At 35.0% G+C, this 16,429-nt stretch carries 17 protein-coding genes; 8 read left to right on the top strand and 9 right to left on the bottom strand.

From position 1 onward, the window contains the following. Positions 1-235 precede the first annotated feature (235 nt). From BM143_RS03445 to BM143_RS03470, 6 genes are all read right to left on the bottom strand, one after another. Positions 236-673: a DUF1801 domain-containing protein gene (locus BM143_RS03445; RefSeq protein ID WP_090022996.1), complete on the bottom strand. Its 438-nt coding sequence runs from the start codon at positions 671-673 to the stop codon at positions 236-238. 15 nt (positions 674-688) lie between these two features. Next, positions 689-1,051 carry a DUF2200 domain-containing protein gene (locus BM143_RS03450; RefSeq protein WP_090022998.1) on the bottom strand — a complete coding sequence of 121 codons (363 nt, stop codon included), beginning with the start codon at positions 1,049-1,051 and terminating at the stop codon, positions 689-691. Between the two features lie 52 nt (positions 1,052-1,103). Then, positions 1,104-1,988 (bottom strand): class A beta-lactamase, subclass A2, encoded by an 885-nt coding sequence (bla, locus tag BM143_RS03455; protein WP_090023000.1) that lies wholly within the window; start codon positions 1,986-1,988, stop codon positions 1,104-1,106. Positions 1,989-1,995: 7 nt separating this feature from the next. After that, positions 1,996-3,051: a serine hydrolase domain-containing protein gene (locus tag BM143_RS03460; protein WP_090023002.1), complete on the bottom strand. Its 1,056-nt coding sequence runs from the start codon at positions 3,049-3,051 to the stop codon at positions 1,996-1,998. Between the two features lie 63 nt (positions 3,052-3,114). Beyond that, positions 3,115-3,633: a HEAT repeat domain-containing protein gene (locus BM143_RS03465; RefSeq protein ID WP_090023004.1), complete on the bottom strand. Its 519-nt coding sequence runs from the start codon at positions 3,631-3,633 to the stop codon at positions 3,115-3,117. An 11-nt stretch (positions 3,634-3,644) separates the two neighbouring features. Further along, the gene (locus BM143_RS03470; protein ID WP_090023007.1) at positions 3,645-4,127 is read right to left on the bottom strand and encodes a GNAT family N-acetyltransferase; all 483 of its coding nucleotides are present in this window, start codon (positions 4,125-4,127) and stop codon (positions 3,645-3,647) included. Positions 4,128-4,369: 242 nt separating this feature from the next. Between BM143_RS03470 and BM143_RS03475 the strand changes: the two genes are divergently transcribed. The 3 genes from BM143_RS03475 to BM143_RS03485 all read left to right on the top strand — a co-directional run bounded on the left by BM143_RS03475 (position 4,370) and on the right by BM143_RS03485 (position 8,462). Continuing rightward, positions 4,370-5,068, top strand: coding sequence for a DUF1826 domain-containing protein (locus BM143_RS03475; protein ID WP_090023009.1), 699 nt, complete (start codon positions 4,370-4,372; stop codon positions 5,066-5,068). 107 nt (positions 5,069-5,175) lie between these two features. Beyond that, positions 5,176-7,818 (top strand): coiled-coil domain-containing protein, encoded by a 2,643-nt coding sequence (locus BM143_RS03480; RefSeq protein WP_090023011.1) that lies wholly within the window; start codon positions 5,176-5,178, stop codon positions 7,816-7,818. A 173-nt stretch (positions 7,819-7,991) separates the two neighbouring features. Beyond that, the gene (locus tag BM143_RS03485) at positions 7,992-8,462 is read left to right on the top strand and encodes a cupin domain-containing protein (RefSeq protein ID WP_090023013.1); all 471 of its coding nucleotides are present in this window, start codon (positions 7,992-7,994) and stop codon (positions 8,460-8,462) included. Positions 8,463-8,811: 349 nt separating this feature from the next. On the opposite strand, the gene BM143_RS03490 is transcribed toward BM143_RS03485, so the two are convergent. Genes BM143_RS03490 through BM143_RS03500 form a run of 3 tightly spaced genes read right to left on the bottom strand, consistent with a single transcriptional unit; the run spans position 8,812 to position 10,796 of the window. Next, the gene (locus BM143_RS03490) at positions 8,812-9,585 is read right to left on the bottom strand and encodes a hypothetical protein (protein ID WP_090023015.1); all 774 of its coding nucleotides are present in this window, start codon (positions 9,583-9,585) and stop codon (positions 8,812-8,814) included. Positions 9,586-9,606: 21 nt separating this feature from the next. Continuing rightward, the gene (locus tag BM143_RS03495; RefSeq protein ID WP_090023016.1) at positions 9,607-10,194 is read right to left on the bottom strand and encodes a recombinase family protein; all 588 of its coding nucleotides are present in this window, start codon (positions 10,192-10,194) and stop codon (positions 9,607-9,609) included. Between the two features lie 59 nt (positions 10,195-10,253). Beyond that, a complete protein-coding gene (locus BM143_RS03500) occupies positions 10,254-10,796 on the bottom strand; it encodes an antirestriction protein ArdA (RefSeq protein WP_090023018.1) in 543 nt (180 codons plus the stop codon). 374 nt (positions 10,797-11,170) lie between these two features. On the opposite strand from BM143_RS03500, the gene BM143_RS03505 reads away from it, so the two are divergent. From BM143_RS03505 to BM143_RS03535, 5 genes are all read left to right on the top strand, one after another. Beyond that, positions 11,171-11,746, top strand: coding sequence for a hypothetical protein (locus BM143_RS03505; RefSeq protein ID WP_090023021.1), 576 nt, complete (start codon positions 11,171-11,173; stop codon positions 11,744-11,746). 4 nt (positions 11,747-11,750) lie between these two features. After that, entirely contained in the window at positions 11,751-12,254 is a 504-nt protein-coding gene (locus BM143_RS03510; protein ID WP_090023023.1) for a hypothetical protein, read from the top strand. 751 nt (positions 12,255-13,005) lie between these two features. Next, the gene (locus tag BM143_RS03520) at positions 13,006-13,326 is read left to right on the top strand and encodes a hypothetical protein (protein ID WP_139221976.1); all 321 of its coding nucleotides are present in this window, start codon (positions 13,006-13,008) and stop codon (positions 13,324-13,326) included. A 386-nt stretch (positions 13,327-13,712) separates the two neighbouring features. Next, a complete protein-coding gene (locus BM143_RS03530) occupies positions 13,713-15,146 on the top strand; it encodes a hypothetical protein (protein WP_139221977.1) in 1,434 nt (477 codons plus the stop codon). Between the two features lie 58 nt (positions 15,147-15,204). Further along, the gene (locus BM143_RS03535; RefSeq protein WP_090023034.1) at positions 15,205-16,428 is read left to right on the top strand and encodes an RHS repeat-associated core domain-containing protein; all 1,224 of its coding nucleotides are present in this window, start codon (positions 15,205-15,207) and stop codon (positions 16,426-16,428) included. Position 16,429 lies beyond the last annotated feature (1 nt).

A 16,429-nucleotide genomic window follows, 5' to 3' on the forward strand; every position in this document is an offset into this window, starting at 1 on the left:
GGCTTCCCAAGCTGTAAAACTTAAGATTAATCAAGGTTATCCCAATGCTTTTACACTTCAGTTAATGCCCAATAAATAATGATAAAGGTATCACCACAAATCCAAAAGTAACAGGTACAGATTTCGAATATTTACCTACCACAGATTGGAAATACACAGATCATCCCGGCGATTAGATTTTTAAAGTATTCGCCATTGATTTTAAATTCAATAATATTGTTAACTCAATGAAAATTTAGTTTTCCCGGCACGCGCATTCATGATGCTCGTTGATGTATTGTATCGATTCCATGCACATTTCCTTCAGTACGGAGGTATCGATATCGGACAGTTTTTTCACGTAGATACAGGCTTTGCTCATTTTGAATTTACCCAGATTGGCAATTAAGGTTTTACTCTTTTCCGTCTCAGAATAAACATAGAGCGAAAACGCGGCCTTTCTCGGTGAAAATCCAAGAACTGGGGCATCACCTTCGTGTCCGCTGGCGTATTTATAGTGATAATTCCCGAATCCTATTATCGAAGGTCCCCACATTTTGGGTTCAAAGCCGGACCATTCCTGCATCAGTTCTATAAGGCGGAAACTGTCTGCTTTCTTTTGTTCGCTGTCAGCATAGGAGTTGATGAAATCTGCTACATCTGCTCCCGTGTAGTTCGTTTTGGTCTTTGCCATCGTTCCGGATTTTGATTACTGTCTTAAAATCTTTTCTATCTTTTTACCTTTCGCCAGTTCATCAATCAGTTTATCCAGATACCTGGCCTGTTTGGTCAGCGGAGTTTCAATTTCCTCTATTTTGTAGCCGCAAATGGTGCCCGTTATTAAATGCGCATTCGGATTCAGTTTTGCTCTCTTGAAAAACATTTCAAAAGTCACTTTTTCATCGATAAGTTCCTGTAGTTTTTGCGTATCAAATCCCGTCAGCCACTCTATCACCTGATGCAGTTCTTCAATGGTTCTGCCTTTAGTTTCTACCTTCTTGATGTAGTGCGGATAAACGGACGCGAATATCATTTTGGCAATACGCTGGTCGTGTTTAGGGGTTGTTTTCATATCCGAATTTTTATTAAAGAAATTTACTTATTAATTCCAATACTTCAGCAATTTATTTCGTCATAAAATTCCAAGTAGCTTTGGTTAGATCTGCTATTATTTTTTCGGTGTCTTCTCTTTTTTCTGTGATATTTTTTAAATAAATTGAAATAATAAAGTGCTTTCCGTTCGGAAGTTTTACAATTCCCACATCATTCATGGCTGCTCTTAAATTATTTTCATTGGTTGATGAAATTCCAGTTCTGTGCGCCAGTTCAGTTCCTTCCGGAAGTCCAGCTTTCATCCACGTCAGTCCTCTGGAAGTTTCCACCATAATCTGATAGAGGTATTGGGTCGTGGCTTTTTTCAGCACTTTTCCTTTGTAGAATTTCTCCAGCAGATCAGTGGTTGCCAAAGGAGTTGTCGTGTTGATGTACAGGTTTTTCCATATCCGCATTTCCTCTTCGTTTACTTTGATCACGAAATCTTTGATTCCCTGACGGTTGATGAATTTCTGAACGGTTTCAGGACCTCCGATTAATTTCAGAAGAATATCACATCCGTTGTTGTCGCTGTGTGAAACGGTATATCTCAACAGCTGATCGATGGTCAGATACATATTTCCATTGGGATATTCATCTTTTATCGGACTCCAGGTATCCTGCTGTAAATCTTCCTTTTTAATGAAAACTTTCTGTGCTAAAGAGATTTTTCCCTTATCCACCAGATTTAAGGTAGCCAAAGCAATATGAAATTTGAAAACACTCATCATTGGAGCATTCAGATGACCGTTAATATTCAGGGTATCTTTGTCTTCAATGCTTTTTATGGATATTCCTACGGTTGCATTTTTGGTAGAAATAATTTGTTTGAGCTCTTTACGGAGATCATCTATATTTTGGGCCAATGCCTGAGCCGAAAAGAGGAAGGTCAGGCAAACGAATATAATTTTTTTCATATGGATTCTATTTCAAAAGTTGACTTTCTCTCACAATTTTTCTCACCTGCTGCTCAAAATAATAAGCAATATCAAAATTTTCATTGGCTGTATTTTCCATGATAACTACGCTTGTTTTTGTTTTTGGATAGTATAAATTCACCGCTGTAAAGCCTTCACCCGGATGAAAACCTGTGTGCCCGATTTCTTTAATGCTGTCTTTATCATTAATTCTCAAACCATAGCCATAACCAATCGGTTTTTCGCCGAAAACCGGATGCCCGTTTGTTATGGCGTAGCTGGTCATCAGCTTATAGGTTGCGGGTTTCAATAGTTTTCCGTTGTGCAGAAATTCGTTCCATTTGGCGAGATCGGATGCTGTCACAATTAAATGGCTTCCAAAATAATGATCTGCACTGAAAGCCGAATGCTCATTGAGTTTTACAGTCCCGTCTTTTCGGATGGTGTGCCCTTTTGTTAAGAATGTACTACTCGTTTCATTCGGATAATAACTGTCATTCATCTTACATCTTTTGAACAAAGCTGTTACCAGTTCCTGAAAACTTTTACCACTTTGTTTTTGCAAAACCTGTCCTGCCACAAAATATCCGACATTGGAATAGCTGAAATCAGTTCCCGGTTTAAACTTCAATGGTTTGTCCATATTATCGCTGTTTAGACCTGAAGTGTGATTGAGTAAATGATTAACAGTAACCGTATCTGCCCATGAATATTTAAAATCCGGCAAATATTTGCGGATGGGAACATTCAGATCAATTTTCCCTTTTTCGACTTCCTGTAAGACTAATGTAGCTGTAATCTGCTTGGCAATCGACATGGTTGAGAATTTGTCGGAAACTTTCAGAGGCGTTTTTGTATTGAAATCCGCAAAGCCATGTGCCTGTGCATATTTGGTTTTTCCGTTTTGCTGAATGTAAACGACTCCGTTAAAACTCCTTGGATTTGTGATCTTCAACAGGCTGTCAATTTTTGCAGAATAGTCGTCTTTTTGCTGTGCAGATGAGTGGCAGCCTGTCAGGAAAATGGTTGCTGCAATGAATGTCAGTTTAAAAATGTGTTTCATTGATATTTTGTTACCGCGTTGGTTTTGGTTTTTTAAATGATTTATAATAGCCAGGTTTGTCTATTATTTTTTTACTTTTTTTAAGGCATCAAGATACTTCTTCTTTACCCCATTATCTTCTTCCTTTTCGCATAATATTTCAATTTCCGGCAACAGCTTTTCATTGTTTCCAGTTTTTAATTTCAGTATTTCAGCCAGTGCATAAGCTGTAGCCCAGCGAACCACCGTCCCTTTGTTATCTGCGTTATTTAAAAGATTCTCAATGGCTTTGTCAAGCTGAGTTGGAAAAAGCTTTGCGACATTTCCGATCACTTTTGCACTTTCCCACTTGACTCTGGGTTCTTCGTCTTTTAATGTCCCGGTAACGTACTCTAAAACACTTTCATCAGCAATGGCCGGATCTTTATTAGTGGCATACTCTATAGCTTCAATGCAGGTTGCTTTATCTGTTGCTTTTTGTTGTTCAGCATAGGCCAATAATTCTTCAACTGGTAACTCCTTTTTAATCAGCCATTCTCCGATGGTTGACACTTTACCTTTAGCCTTAATGGTTTTGTCCTGAAATACCTGTTCTATCGTCATATCTTAAATTATCAAATGAGTTTGTATATCAATTCTTCTATTTCCACTTGTCGTGCATTGGCAAAAAAATGATCCGTTCCGATTTTGGTGAAACCATTGTTCTCCAACACTTTTTGTGATCCCCAATTATCAAATGCAACCCGCCCGAAAATAGGTCTGGCCTTTTCAATGGTCAGAAATTTTTCAAGTGCGGCTGTTGCAATTCCTTTTCCCCAGAGATTTTTATCGATCAGATAAGTAATTTCAGCGTCGCCTTCCCGTTCAAATTTCGCAACACTTCCTACGATCACATCATCCATAAGAATGGTTTGATTATTTATAGTCGGATCATTCAAATGCTTGGTGTACTTGGTCAGATAAGCGGTTTTGTCCGTAGGATTCTCAGGAGTGAATGCCGCCATGTAGATAGCATCTTTATCAAGTTGAAACTGAAAGAAATGCTCTAAGTCGGCTTCTTCCGTTGGTCTGAGTTGTATGTCTGGTTTAGGATTCATGATCAGGTTTTGCTTTTTACAAAATTCTATTTTTTCAGACACATATCTTAAAAATAATGGGTCAATTTTATGTCAGTCATCAAAAAAACATACAACAATTTGTTTTTCAATCATTTAAATACCATACAGAAATACAGCAGATTAGAAGGAACTTATAAAAACAAATTGAATCTTAGCACGATCTTCTGACCTATTCCTTATTTTTGCAGGGAATTAAACGACCGGTCACTTTATTCAATAACATGAGCAATACATTTTCTGACAACAGTCAAATTGAAGTGGTTTCTTCTTTTTCCGAGCTTATTAATACCAATTTTAAGGGCGCTATGAATGCCGTTTGCTGGCATAGAAATTTAACTGGAGATTTTGAAGAAATTGTGTCTCAACTTCAGTTACATGAAAATGTTACAGAAGTTTCCGCTGAAAATCTTTTAGCCCTGCAATTATCTGAAAAGGGGAATCTGGCAAGGCAAACCATCTTAAGTGATTTGCAGTTACTGACCGATTTCGGAGCACTTCCTTCTCTCAATTTACTGAAACATTATGAGCGGGATGAAGAGCTCGGTTTTATTTCAACCGATGTATATTCTTATCATGTAGACCGTTCACCTGTTGGTACCAATACTTTTTTATGCACCTATCATGGTACTGCCAGTGATATTCTGCCCAATGATCAGGTGGAGCAAAAGGTTTTGATTCCGGAAATCCGGGAAAAGCTTAAAGCACTACACGACGGGCCGGAAGAGGAATTTGAAGACTTTCTGAAAGAGTATTTCTTCGATCTTCATTACCAGCCTAAGCCTCATGCAGAACCTGTGAATTTAGGAAAAGGACATCTTTGGAAAATCGCAGTGGATCATCCGGAACAGCAGGCTTTACCCTGTGTTCATAGGGCTCCTGTGGAAAATGATGGGGAGTATAGGTTGCTGCTGATTTGTTAAATGATTCTTTAATTTATACTGAGTTGATGAAAATATCACCCTAAATCGTTATTTCAAAACAGTTGGCTAAAAAGTAAATTTGGTTACTAATAACTAAATCTACAGCCATGAAAAAGTATATTTTATCGTTTATAATCATCTTTTTCGCATACGCAAAAGGATATTCGTTCGACTTGAAAACCCATTTATGGATAGCCCAGCAGGTCCTTAATGATGTGGTAAAAAACAAAGCTATTTCTATAAACAATAAAACATATAAGCTGAATGACAAGGTTCTATCAGCTCTTATTACCAATCCATCGCATTTCAGAATGGGAACTTTGGGTATTGATGTATTTCCCGATCCTATCGTAGGGCAGATTACAGCTCACCCCGGGCTGAAAGGAGGCTGGAAAACTGATGACTGGATACAGCATGTACTCAATTCGGCATCCACTCCTCCGGAAATTGCTTTTGCATATGGGTACGCGTGCCATGCCTCCATGGATATTTTTGCCCATACCTATGTAAATGCTTACTCAGGTGATATCTTCCAGCTATCTGATGAAATTGCTGTTGAAAGAAGACATTTTGCGTTGGAAAAATATATCGGAAACCATATTCCTGCCCTTACCTCAGAAAATGGTCTGGTGATAACAGATTACGCTTCATTGGTCAGCAGTCCAGCCGGTTTTTTAAGTAAGACTTTTATTCTCAATAATGCTGTACAGCGTGAATACAGAGAATCCGGATCCTATCATCTGGTGGCTATGAATGGTGTATATCGTATCGTGAATGAACTCGACCGCGCAAACCAGAACGCTATATCTGCACTTAGCACAAATTATTTAAATCTCCTCAAAGAAGAAGGCAGATTACTACTTGAATTGGATAAAAAGGTAGGATTAACGGCTCAGGCAGGTATTCAATTGAAGCTGACAAAGGAAGCTCTGGATCTCAAAGCAGAAGCCAATAAGGTATTGCTTGAAAAAATAAGATTGGAGAAAGAATTGTTTGATAAGGGACTGGAAGCTCAGAAGAATCTCGAAAATATTATTCTGCAGAAGCACAAAATAATCAGCGATGGGAATGCTCTTGTTTTCAATCTGGAAAATGAAGCCATTAATAAAAAAGCAGACATTACCAAGTTAGCCACTGATATTTCATTGCTGCCATTAACAGTCTCTCAGGAAATCACGAAAGAAATCAGTAAATGGATTCCAGGTATACCTTATCCATGCCCAACCTGGGATAAGCCATTAAAAATGTGTAATAGTTCAACACTGGTAAAGCAACTCATAAAGGAAACAATCCAAATAACAAACCCGGCTATTGACCAACTCAAAAAGCAGAAAAATAAACTTATCGATGAGATCGCAAATATTGAAAAAACTGTTGCGAAAACTAAAACAGATGTTATTTCCGCAACTAATGATATAGCACAAAAAACGGAAGAACTTAATAATCTGAAAAATAATTTAGTATTATCAGAAGCTAACCAACTTAAGTATAAACTGGAAAAAGAAGCATTGGACACAGAAACGGAACTATCTCAAGCTGCTTACAACAAAGCACAGGAAATATATGAAAAAGCCAAAAAAGAAGAAAGTGATGCAAGAGGGCGCCTTGAAAACTTTGTTGATCAATTTATCAATGTTGCAAAAGATTTAATTGAAAGATACAACCTTGTGCATTTAATCCTTGAAAACTGGAGAAAGGATATTGAAAAAGCCTCTGTTGAATATATCTACGCGGGAGAAAAGTTTTCAAAAGATATACTATCCAAAAATGGAAATGGATTCTCACACTACGTTGACTGGTACAAATGCTGGTCGCCAGTATTTATTTCAGTTCCCAGCCAGATTCCACAGACGACCTGCACGATAGAAAATTATTACCAAAAACTCAATACAGAGATTGATAAAATTTTAGAAAAACTGGGTCCGTTACAATATCTGCTGAATCCTACGAAAATTATCAAAGAAAAAGTAGAAAAGGAAGCAAAACAAGCCATTGAATATGCTTCCATAAAGATATCCAATCATATATTCGGAAAGGAAACAACAGATTTTTTTCTAATGATTTCCGGCAGAGAAGAGGTAACAACAGCAAAGCTTATAGATATTTTTAAGGAAGACGGGTCAGGAAAAAACTTACTGACTTTCCAGGATATCACTGTGGTTATAAATAAAGAAATGGGCATTACAGACAGCCAAACCACGATTGATCCGGAAAAATTCTCTTCTCTTTTTAATGCCATTCAACTCTCTAAACTTTCCGTATTGAATGAACGAAGCCTCAATAAACTGCATTTTGATTATTTAGGAGGTAAAAAAACAGCCTATGGTAAAACTCTTTATCCTGATCTGGATAATTCTAACTTCACCATTTTAAATAAGGCAGTGAACTCAATTGACGGATCCTGTCAATGGATGCATACCGCCACTCCTTTATACAGACACAGCGGGGTTGATCAAAAATGGCCAAACGACCGTAATTACGGATATGCCCATTGCTCAGACAATAGCTATGGCTTCAGATTGTGGGTGGATGAGCACAGCAGAGAAAAAATTTTCAACATCATCTTCAAAGGGCCTCTTACACCGGAATTGCATACATTCGCCTCCTACAACAATGATAACAAGCGATTTACACCATGCATAGACAATCCTTTTCCGTCTACGATGAATTCGAATTGTAAAATATTGGAAAAAAGTCCGGACTGTGATGAAAGTAGTTTACAAAAATTCTTTAGAAAACTCTTTGATTAAAGATCAAATGAGATCTGTAAATTAAAATTTTAGGGCTTGGATTTATAATCTAAGCCTTTGTTTCTTATAAAAGGTGGATAAAACAATTAATTCTTCAGCGAAAGCCTTTTTGCTTGGATTGGCACATTATTTTTGGTAAATTGATGTACATTAAAAATAAATATTGAACTCACATGGCTGATACCGTTATATTGTCTGAAGGAGCAGAATTTGACCACGTTATAAAAGAGGTTTCAAAATACATTCATCTTTATGTAATGGCCTTTGAAAAGCAAGAACGAACCCTTACACGCATCGATAAACGTGAAAAAATGTACGGTGGAAACGGAACGGTATACATGATCCAGATGTTTGACCAGAATGAACTGGCAAATAATCGTCTGGCTGCTTACATGGTCCTGTTGAATAAAGGTGACGAATCCGGATTTCACACCCACAATCAAAGAAATGAACAGGAACTGTATGTCGTAGTGCATGGAACCGGAGAATATCGTGAAAGAACCGGAGCTGAAGGACCAGAACGTAAAAAAGTGCTACAAAAGGGAGATATCACAGCCATTAATTCTATAGGCTATCATTCTATTGAGAATACTGGCGATGAGCCTTTGATTATGTTTGTGATTACGACTTATAATAAGGTGTAAGACTGATATAAAAAAGGCGAGATATAACTCGCCATTTTACACTATTTTTTTGAATTTAAAAGACAATTACTTCCCAATACAAAAATAGTTTGTATTATATATCAATAAGTTACATAAAATAGTAACAATATAGAATCAAATAAATTTGTTTTAGAGATTTTTATAACAAGATTTCCTTAAAATATTTCCTAGAATCTCATCATGGCAAAAGTACCATTTTAGACATATAGAATAATAAAGAGATTTTCCATTTCCAACAGTGCAAAACAGCTTCATTTCATACTCTTTTTCATTTGTTGATAGTGAAAATTACATCATCTTTAGGTGGGTAACCCTACTATCTTTTCCTTTAAGAAATGTTCTCCTGTTCCTCTAATCGTTGTACTGGCAGATCATTTAACTTCCTCCTATCTAAAATATAGCTCATAGCAGAGGAATAATCTTTCATTTTTTGATAGTCATTTTTTTTCTCATTGAAGTTATCTCTTAAATTCATGGCAAACATTAAGAATAAAGGACTCATCAACAGAAATAATAGGACAATAATTATCTGTTGTTCCTTACCATTAATTCCAAATGTTAATAATAAGAAGCTTATACAAGAAACTAATACCGAACCCATTGAAAGAAAATTTGATAAGTCAATCGGAAATTTCGGTTCACTTCTATTCGCTAATCCTCTATCAATTTCAGCCCTAAAAAACTCTATTTTTTCATTACTTACTATACTGTAAACGTCATACAACTTATGATACCAATAGGTCTTTATGATTATCGAGTTCCAATCTACACCATGTAAAATTACATCTAACATATTTTGCCTCAAATACCCTACATTATCTCTAACATTCTTAAACAATTTTATTCTCTCAACAACAATGACAATGTAAATCGTAAGCAATATCACTATTAAAAAATAAAAGGATTTAATTTTGAATATAACAGACGGAGATTCTATTATGCTTTGTGATTCATTAGCAAAAGATAAAATACTAATAAAAGTTCCTATTAGTGCTAAAAACAATAGGCTTAAATCCCAATACTTATTTTTTTTCAATGTTGTAATTGTATTGTTAATATTATTTTTTCCTAAAAAATCGCTGTAGTCTTGATAAAATTCCATATAAATATTTTAATTATTTTTCTAAATCTTATTTTTTACTTTCTGTACAGTTCCAATGCTGACAGAGCAAATTTTAGCTGTATCTCGTATTGAATTTCCTTTCTTTAGGCTCTTAATCACTTCCTTATACTTAGATAGAAAATCTTCCATGCTTTCGGTAGAGCCTTTTTCACGCCCTTTGTAGGTGCCTTTAGCCTTTGCAAGTGCAATGCCCTCACGTTGACGCTCTAAAATGGTTTCTCGTTCCATTTCGGCTATGTTAGCCATAACAGAAATAATAAGTTTGAATGCTTGATTCTCTTTACCCTTAATCAGGCTTTCTATTCCGAGATTATCTACTTTAAGGATAACGCCTTTTTCTTTGAAAAATTCCAAAGTAGTAAGAATGTCATAAAGGTTTCTTCCGAGCCTGTCAATAGAACTTACAGAGACGTAATTAATCTCATTATTTTCAATTACTTTTATTAGTTCCTTACCCTGTTCTCTGTCTTTGAAAGATGTAGAACCGCTAACAATATCAATAAATACTCTTTCGCCCTGCACTTGTCTCTCTTCCTGTCTTGCTGTGTTCTGCGCTCCTGTGGAAACTCTTATATATCTTGCTTTCATAATGTAAATTATTGTAAAGCACCCTGCAATTAAACAAGGTGCAAAGATTGTTATTGTAATTAGTTTCTGAAATAATATCCGTTAGAACTCATATAATCATACATTAAATGTCTGGCAGTTGCTTCCCAATCAATGTAAATGTAAGACGGGAGATTTTCAGGAATTGAGCCGTCCTGTTCTAAAGTAGTCTGCGCAAAATCTTCATCTGAACTATACTCGCCATAATAAGAATCCGAAAGACTGTCTAATAGGTCTCTTACGTCCTCATGATAATAACTCATGCACTCTGCATAGGCTTCTATAACCTCAAAATCATAATCTGAATTGTCGATTTGTTCGGCTATCTCATAAATGTTTGCTGAAATGTGGCATTCGCTGATTAGCTTTTGTTTGATAAAGAACTGACTACATTCATAGTCCTGAAACATAAATTCGGGGTCTTGCTCGTCTTGGTGTACTTCCTGCATAGCCTGTAAAAGCTCGTCATAACTTGAATAATTTGATAATTGAAGCCATTCTCCGTAAATGCTTCCTGAATTGTACTTGCCATAAGTACCGACATAGATTTGGAAGTCCTCCAAACAATTTTGTAACTTTGTCATTGTAGATAAGTTTTAATTAGCGTTAGAATTTTTTACACTTCCCCATTCAATATTAGTAGTATTGATGGGGTTTTTTGTTGGTTTATAGTAGTCGAAAACTGTGCCAAATATTCTAAAAATAGGGTGATATTCAATGAAATAGCAAAAATATTTTGAAAGCGTGTGAAAGGTTTTGAAAAGTGTTCTAAATCTACCCCGTAGTCTAAAAATATTCAAAAAAAGGGTTGGAGTTTAGGTCTGTCCGAAAACTTTTGACCAACTTTCAACAGGTGGGGGTAATATCGAAAACTTGCCCTATGGCGGGGTACTTTTGCTTAGATACCTCTTAATTGGAGATATATTAAGTATATTTGAAAATATTGAAAAAAAATAGAATGTCAGAAAACACATTAAACAATAAATTGCTACTTAGGTATTTAGGAGGGTTAGATGAAAATGATTTAAAGTTCATTGAAGAGAAGTTTGATAATTTGGACATTGACTTTAAACATATCAGCTATAACGGACAAATTACAAATTCTCTTACAGATTTTTCGCTTGAAGCATTTTATACCCTATCCTTATCTTCCATCTTTTTGCGAGAAACGATTCAACACATTGGAAAAAATGTAGTATGGGAATCGTTAAAAGCAATTTTTATCTATACAAGGGACAAACTTAAAAATAAGGAATACAATCAAATTACAAAAGATGATATAATAAAGAAACCCATTAAATTTGGAATCAATGCTATTTTAGATGATAATACAAGTTATAATTTTGAGCTGAGCGGAGAGTTAAGCGATGAACTTATTGATAAATCGCTTGATAAAATGTTGGAGTTTTTGAAGGAACAAAAACCGAATGAAAAATATGAGCATACATCTTATGTTAGATTTTCTTCAAAAAATGAGGAATGGGAAACCGAGTCATTACAAGAATATATTTTAAAAAGAAGAAAAAATAATTAGTATTATGACAGATGTAAATTTTGTTTATTCAAGAATTGGAATGGCATTAGTTTCAGCACAGAGAGTTGAATTTATTTCAAGTAAACTTCTTGAATATCTTGTAGAATTTGACAATGACTTTTATGGCTTAACCACATCAGAATTTCTTGAATCAGCTTCAAAATCCAAAGGAAAGAAAACACTTGGAGAGATTTTTAGGATATTAAAACTTAATCCAAAATTAATCATTGAAGACGAATTAAATTCTTATCTGAAGAAAAGAAATTTACTCGCACACAATTTTTGGGCTACATATTTAAATAATAAGTCAACAGGAGAAGAAGCTATTAAGTTTTGTTATGATTTTGGAAGACACTCTACTAAGCTTGAAAGTTTTTTCAAGGGGTTTACTTACTTATTAGCTTTAAAATATGTTGATAATAGAGATAGTTTAGAAGACGAAATAAAACAATGGAGTGATGATTTCGATTTTTTCATGATTTCACTTCAACAGAAAAAATTAATATAAACACAAAATCAGTTTCAGAATATTGATTTTTTTTATCATTTTTGCATTTCATGAAATTTAAAACGGTTTAATTATTGATATAGAAAAATTTATCTAAAAAGCTATCAAGCTATTTTAGAAGACATCAACGAAAAAAGTGAGAACTTTTTTGCTTTGTTCAGTAAACGGCTAATTTACAAATCAAACAATAGGCAAAACAAGTTTAGCACACTTGCTATATGGCGAGTGGCTATCCTGTTTTATTGTTTGAGGTTTTAGCCGACCTACTGAATTAAAGCGTGGATTTGCCCTCGCTTTCTTTGTTGCCCAAAATCAAACAAATAGAAACAATGATATTAAGCATCAAACAACAAAAATTCTTATTCTTCTGGATCATATTCAATACAATCGGATATGTAAGCTATCTCACAAATTGGCATCCTATGTACACAAATACTCTACGAGGTGAGGGAATTGTAATCTATGAAGAGTATTATCTAATTACCCCTGATTATATTCCCTGCCCTTTATGTGATGTTAACTACTCACCAGCTACTCACTTTTACCCTTTCCATACCTTTACCTATAAAACCTACAAGGGAAGTTACGTTTATGATGGATTTATTGGAATCTGGGGCTACTACGATCATCAAGAATACGTTATGTATGTAATCCTTCCCCTTATTATTCTGTTACTTATGTACATCTATAAAAGACTGTTTTCTAAAAACAGTAAGTCAAACACAACTATTAACAATCAAAAATAATTACAATGAAAAAATTAATTTTTACTTTAATGTTCGCATTCCCAACTCTTTATTTTGCACAGGAAGAAAAGCCGAAAGAATCGCAAATTGCCAAAGAGTGTGATTTACCAAAGGATTTCAAAGAGCCAATTAAAAACAACCGTCTCAAAAAGTTTGTAGCTATCGACAATGGAGTTAGCGAAAAAGAAGTAATCATTATCCGAGCGCAAAACGGTTTTGGAAGTGGGATTTATACGGTATGCGTAAAACAAGAGCCAATCCAATATCAAAAGATGGGTACAGTTTTTATGCGCGAGGGGAAAAGTCCTTTTAATAACGCAAAATGATACTGCCATTACAAGCGCAAACAACTTGTTTTCCAGCAATCAAATTTAGACCATACAGCATTTGGGATGATGTATCGCTTATTTTGATAATGGTTTCAATACTTATTTTGTACACGGGTTGTGCTTATTACTTTATGAAAGTTTTGAAATTCATCATCAATGCAATCAAAAAACATTTCAAAAGGGAAAAATGTTAAATCGTTCAAAGCCTGTTTGTAATACGACAGGTTTTGACGTTTTGTAGAATTACATTTACCACAGGAAAAAGATATTAATTCAAAGTATAGGGAAAATACTATATAATTATTGACCTATTTTTATTATAATTGCAACTATAACACACCAATGCAATGCGAAAAATTTATTTTACCACTATCTTACTATGTATGTATCAGTTAGGATTTGCACAAATTCCAAACTTACCTACTATTTCCAGACCACAGACGAGTAGTTTAGGTAATTATTCCAGTAATAATTTTAGTAGTACAGCAAATGGCAGAAGTTCTCAAAGAAGCTACCTCCCAACCATACCGAATCGTTCAAACTCCGTACAACAACAAAGTGACTATGGAACACAAGCAAAGCTACAGAGCAATGCTGTTATGCAGGATATAGAGCGAGATATGGCAGAAGTTCGGGAAGCACATTTCAGTGAATGGATAGGAAATGGTAGAAATATGTCGTATGATATGCCCTCATTATCAAATAAAGTAGGAACACAAGCATATTATGATGCTTTTAGAAAACTTTCTGGAATGGATTCCGAAAATTACTCATTAGTAGATGCCAATTTCACCGTAGAAAATGCTTTTTATGATAATAAAAAAGATTTAAAAGGTTTCAAATCAGGAATTCAGAAAACAGCTAAGCAACTGTTACAAAAAATAAAAGAACGGAAACAGGACACGGAAAGCAATGTTTCTAAAAACCTGATGTTATTTGAGTATTTTTCTAAAGATATGAGGCTGGGAGGTGCAACTCACAAAGCCTTTGAATATGATTTTAAGGATTATATGGGCGAGAAAGATTATTCAAAAATGTTTGTTTCCAAACTGTTAAATACGGGTTCTGGGCAATGCCACTCCATGCCATTACTGTACCTAATTATCGCAGAAGCCATGGGAACTGAAGCGTATTTGTCATTAGCTCCGAATCACTCCTATGTTCGTTTTATGGATGATGAGGGACAATACAGGAATATTGAACTCACCAATGGTATGTTTTCAACGGATACATCATTATTAGAATCTGGATATATCAAGTCTGAAGCTTTACAGAATAAAATTTATATGGAAAATCTTTCCAAAAAAGAATTATTGGGAATGGCTTATTTCGATTTGGCGAGAGGGTATGTCAAAAAATTTGGATATGACGAGTTTGTAGACAAAGTAATACAAAAAGCATTAAAATTCTATCCGAACGGACTTGCTCCGAACATGGAAAAGGCAAATGTAAGTCAGGCAAGATTTGCCTATGTAATGAAAAACTTAGGGATCAATCCAGAAAATAGACAAGATTTACAAAGAATTGGATATTTTCCAAAGGCTGTTGAACAGTTAAATGATGTTAATCAGCAATTTAATAAAATAGAAGAACTTGGCTATACCGAAATGCCTGCATACGCCTATGAATCATGGTTGGCAAGTCTGAAAACAGAGAAGAACAAACAGGAAAGCGAAGCACTCGCACAAAAAATCCATTTGTATCAAATTCAAAAGCAGAAAGAAAAGCAACAGCAGGAAGATGTGAAAAAAGCACAAGAGATAAAAAAGAAAAACGAATCACCAAAATACTTCCCAATTGACCCAAATAAATTATAAACCAAATGATTAAGTATAAAAAATTAATAAATAACTTTAGTAAGTAAAACAAATGACTATGAAAAGAATATTATTGATTGCTTTTGCAGTAATAACAGGCTTTACACAGGCACAGGTTAAGAAAACCCAGACGAAGCAAAACCCCAAAGTTGAAAAAAAATGGGTAAATCCTGTAAAGTTGACAAAGGAAGAGAGAAACCGTCCTTATATGGATGAAGTATTAAAAACTAAGGATTCATTGACACCACAGGAAGCAGAAAGACGTAGAAAGAATATTGCAGTTGGAAACCCTTTTGCTAAATATGGGGTCTATCCAAAGATTGCAACATTGAGCAAGGGTAAATATCTTGAATTTCACGATACGGACAGTATTGTAGTAATAGGTTCTGTAAGATATAATAAAAAAACAGGAAATATCATTGAAATAAGAGAAGTCGATTTATCTGATCCAGATGCTCAACCTATAGGTGATACACATGGACGTTGGATTTCGCCTGATCCTTTAAGTGAAGAATTTCCGAGTTGGTCACCTTATAATTATGCTAAGAATAATCCTTTAAGAAATATTGATCCTGATGGAATGGCTCCTCTTGATATTGTTTATATTAATAATAATGGTCAAGAAGTGCATAGAATTAAAAGTCATACACAGTTTAAAACTTACATTCAGGCGACTGCAAATGCGAGTGATTATCCCCAAAGAAATTCTGCTGGATGGAAAGAAGTACCAATGCCAAATATAATTCAAACAAGAGGCACAGAAGATGTTTCAGGTGCTGAATATCAAACAAATGATTATCAAATTGCTGCAAGAGTTGGATATTTTAACCAGGCTAAAAATTCAGGAGCATTAGATTTATTTACTGAAGGAGGAAATGCAATACCTAAAGATGCTTTAAAGGGTATGTCTGATTTAGATCCAACCTTAGTTAAAGCAATGACAGTTCAAGAATCTAATGCAGGGGCAAAAGGTGAAACAGATATAATGCAGAGTAATGTTAAAGGCGATTGGCATGGAGGGGAAATGAAATCTAAATATGGATTAAAATTTGGAGAAGGAGCAAGTGTTACAAATTCTTTATTTGCAGGAACAAGAATTTTAGGAACAAAAGGATTTAAAGGTGGTGTTGGATACGATGCGAAAACAGGTAAATCGACATTTAATTTTCAGGGTTGGCCAAAGGCTGTTGAACAATATAATGGTGGTGGCGTAGCTGGTTACTTACAAAGTGTTAGCAAAATGCAAAAAGAATCAAAAAAACCAACTCCTTCAGATTATTAAT

It is taken from the genome of Chryseobacterium oleae (assembly GCF_900115055.1).
GTDB lineage: Bacteria > Bacteroidota > Bacteroidia > Flavobacteriales > Weeksellaceae > Chryseobacterium > Chryseobacterium oleae.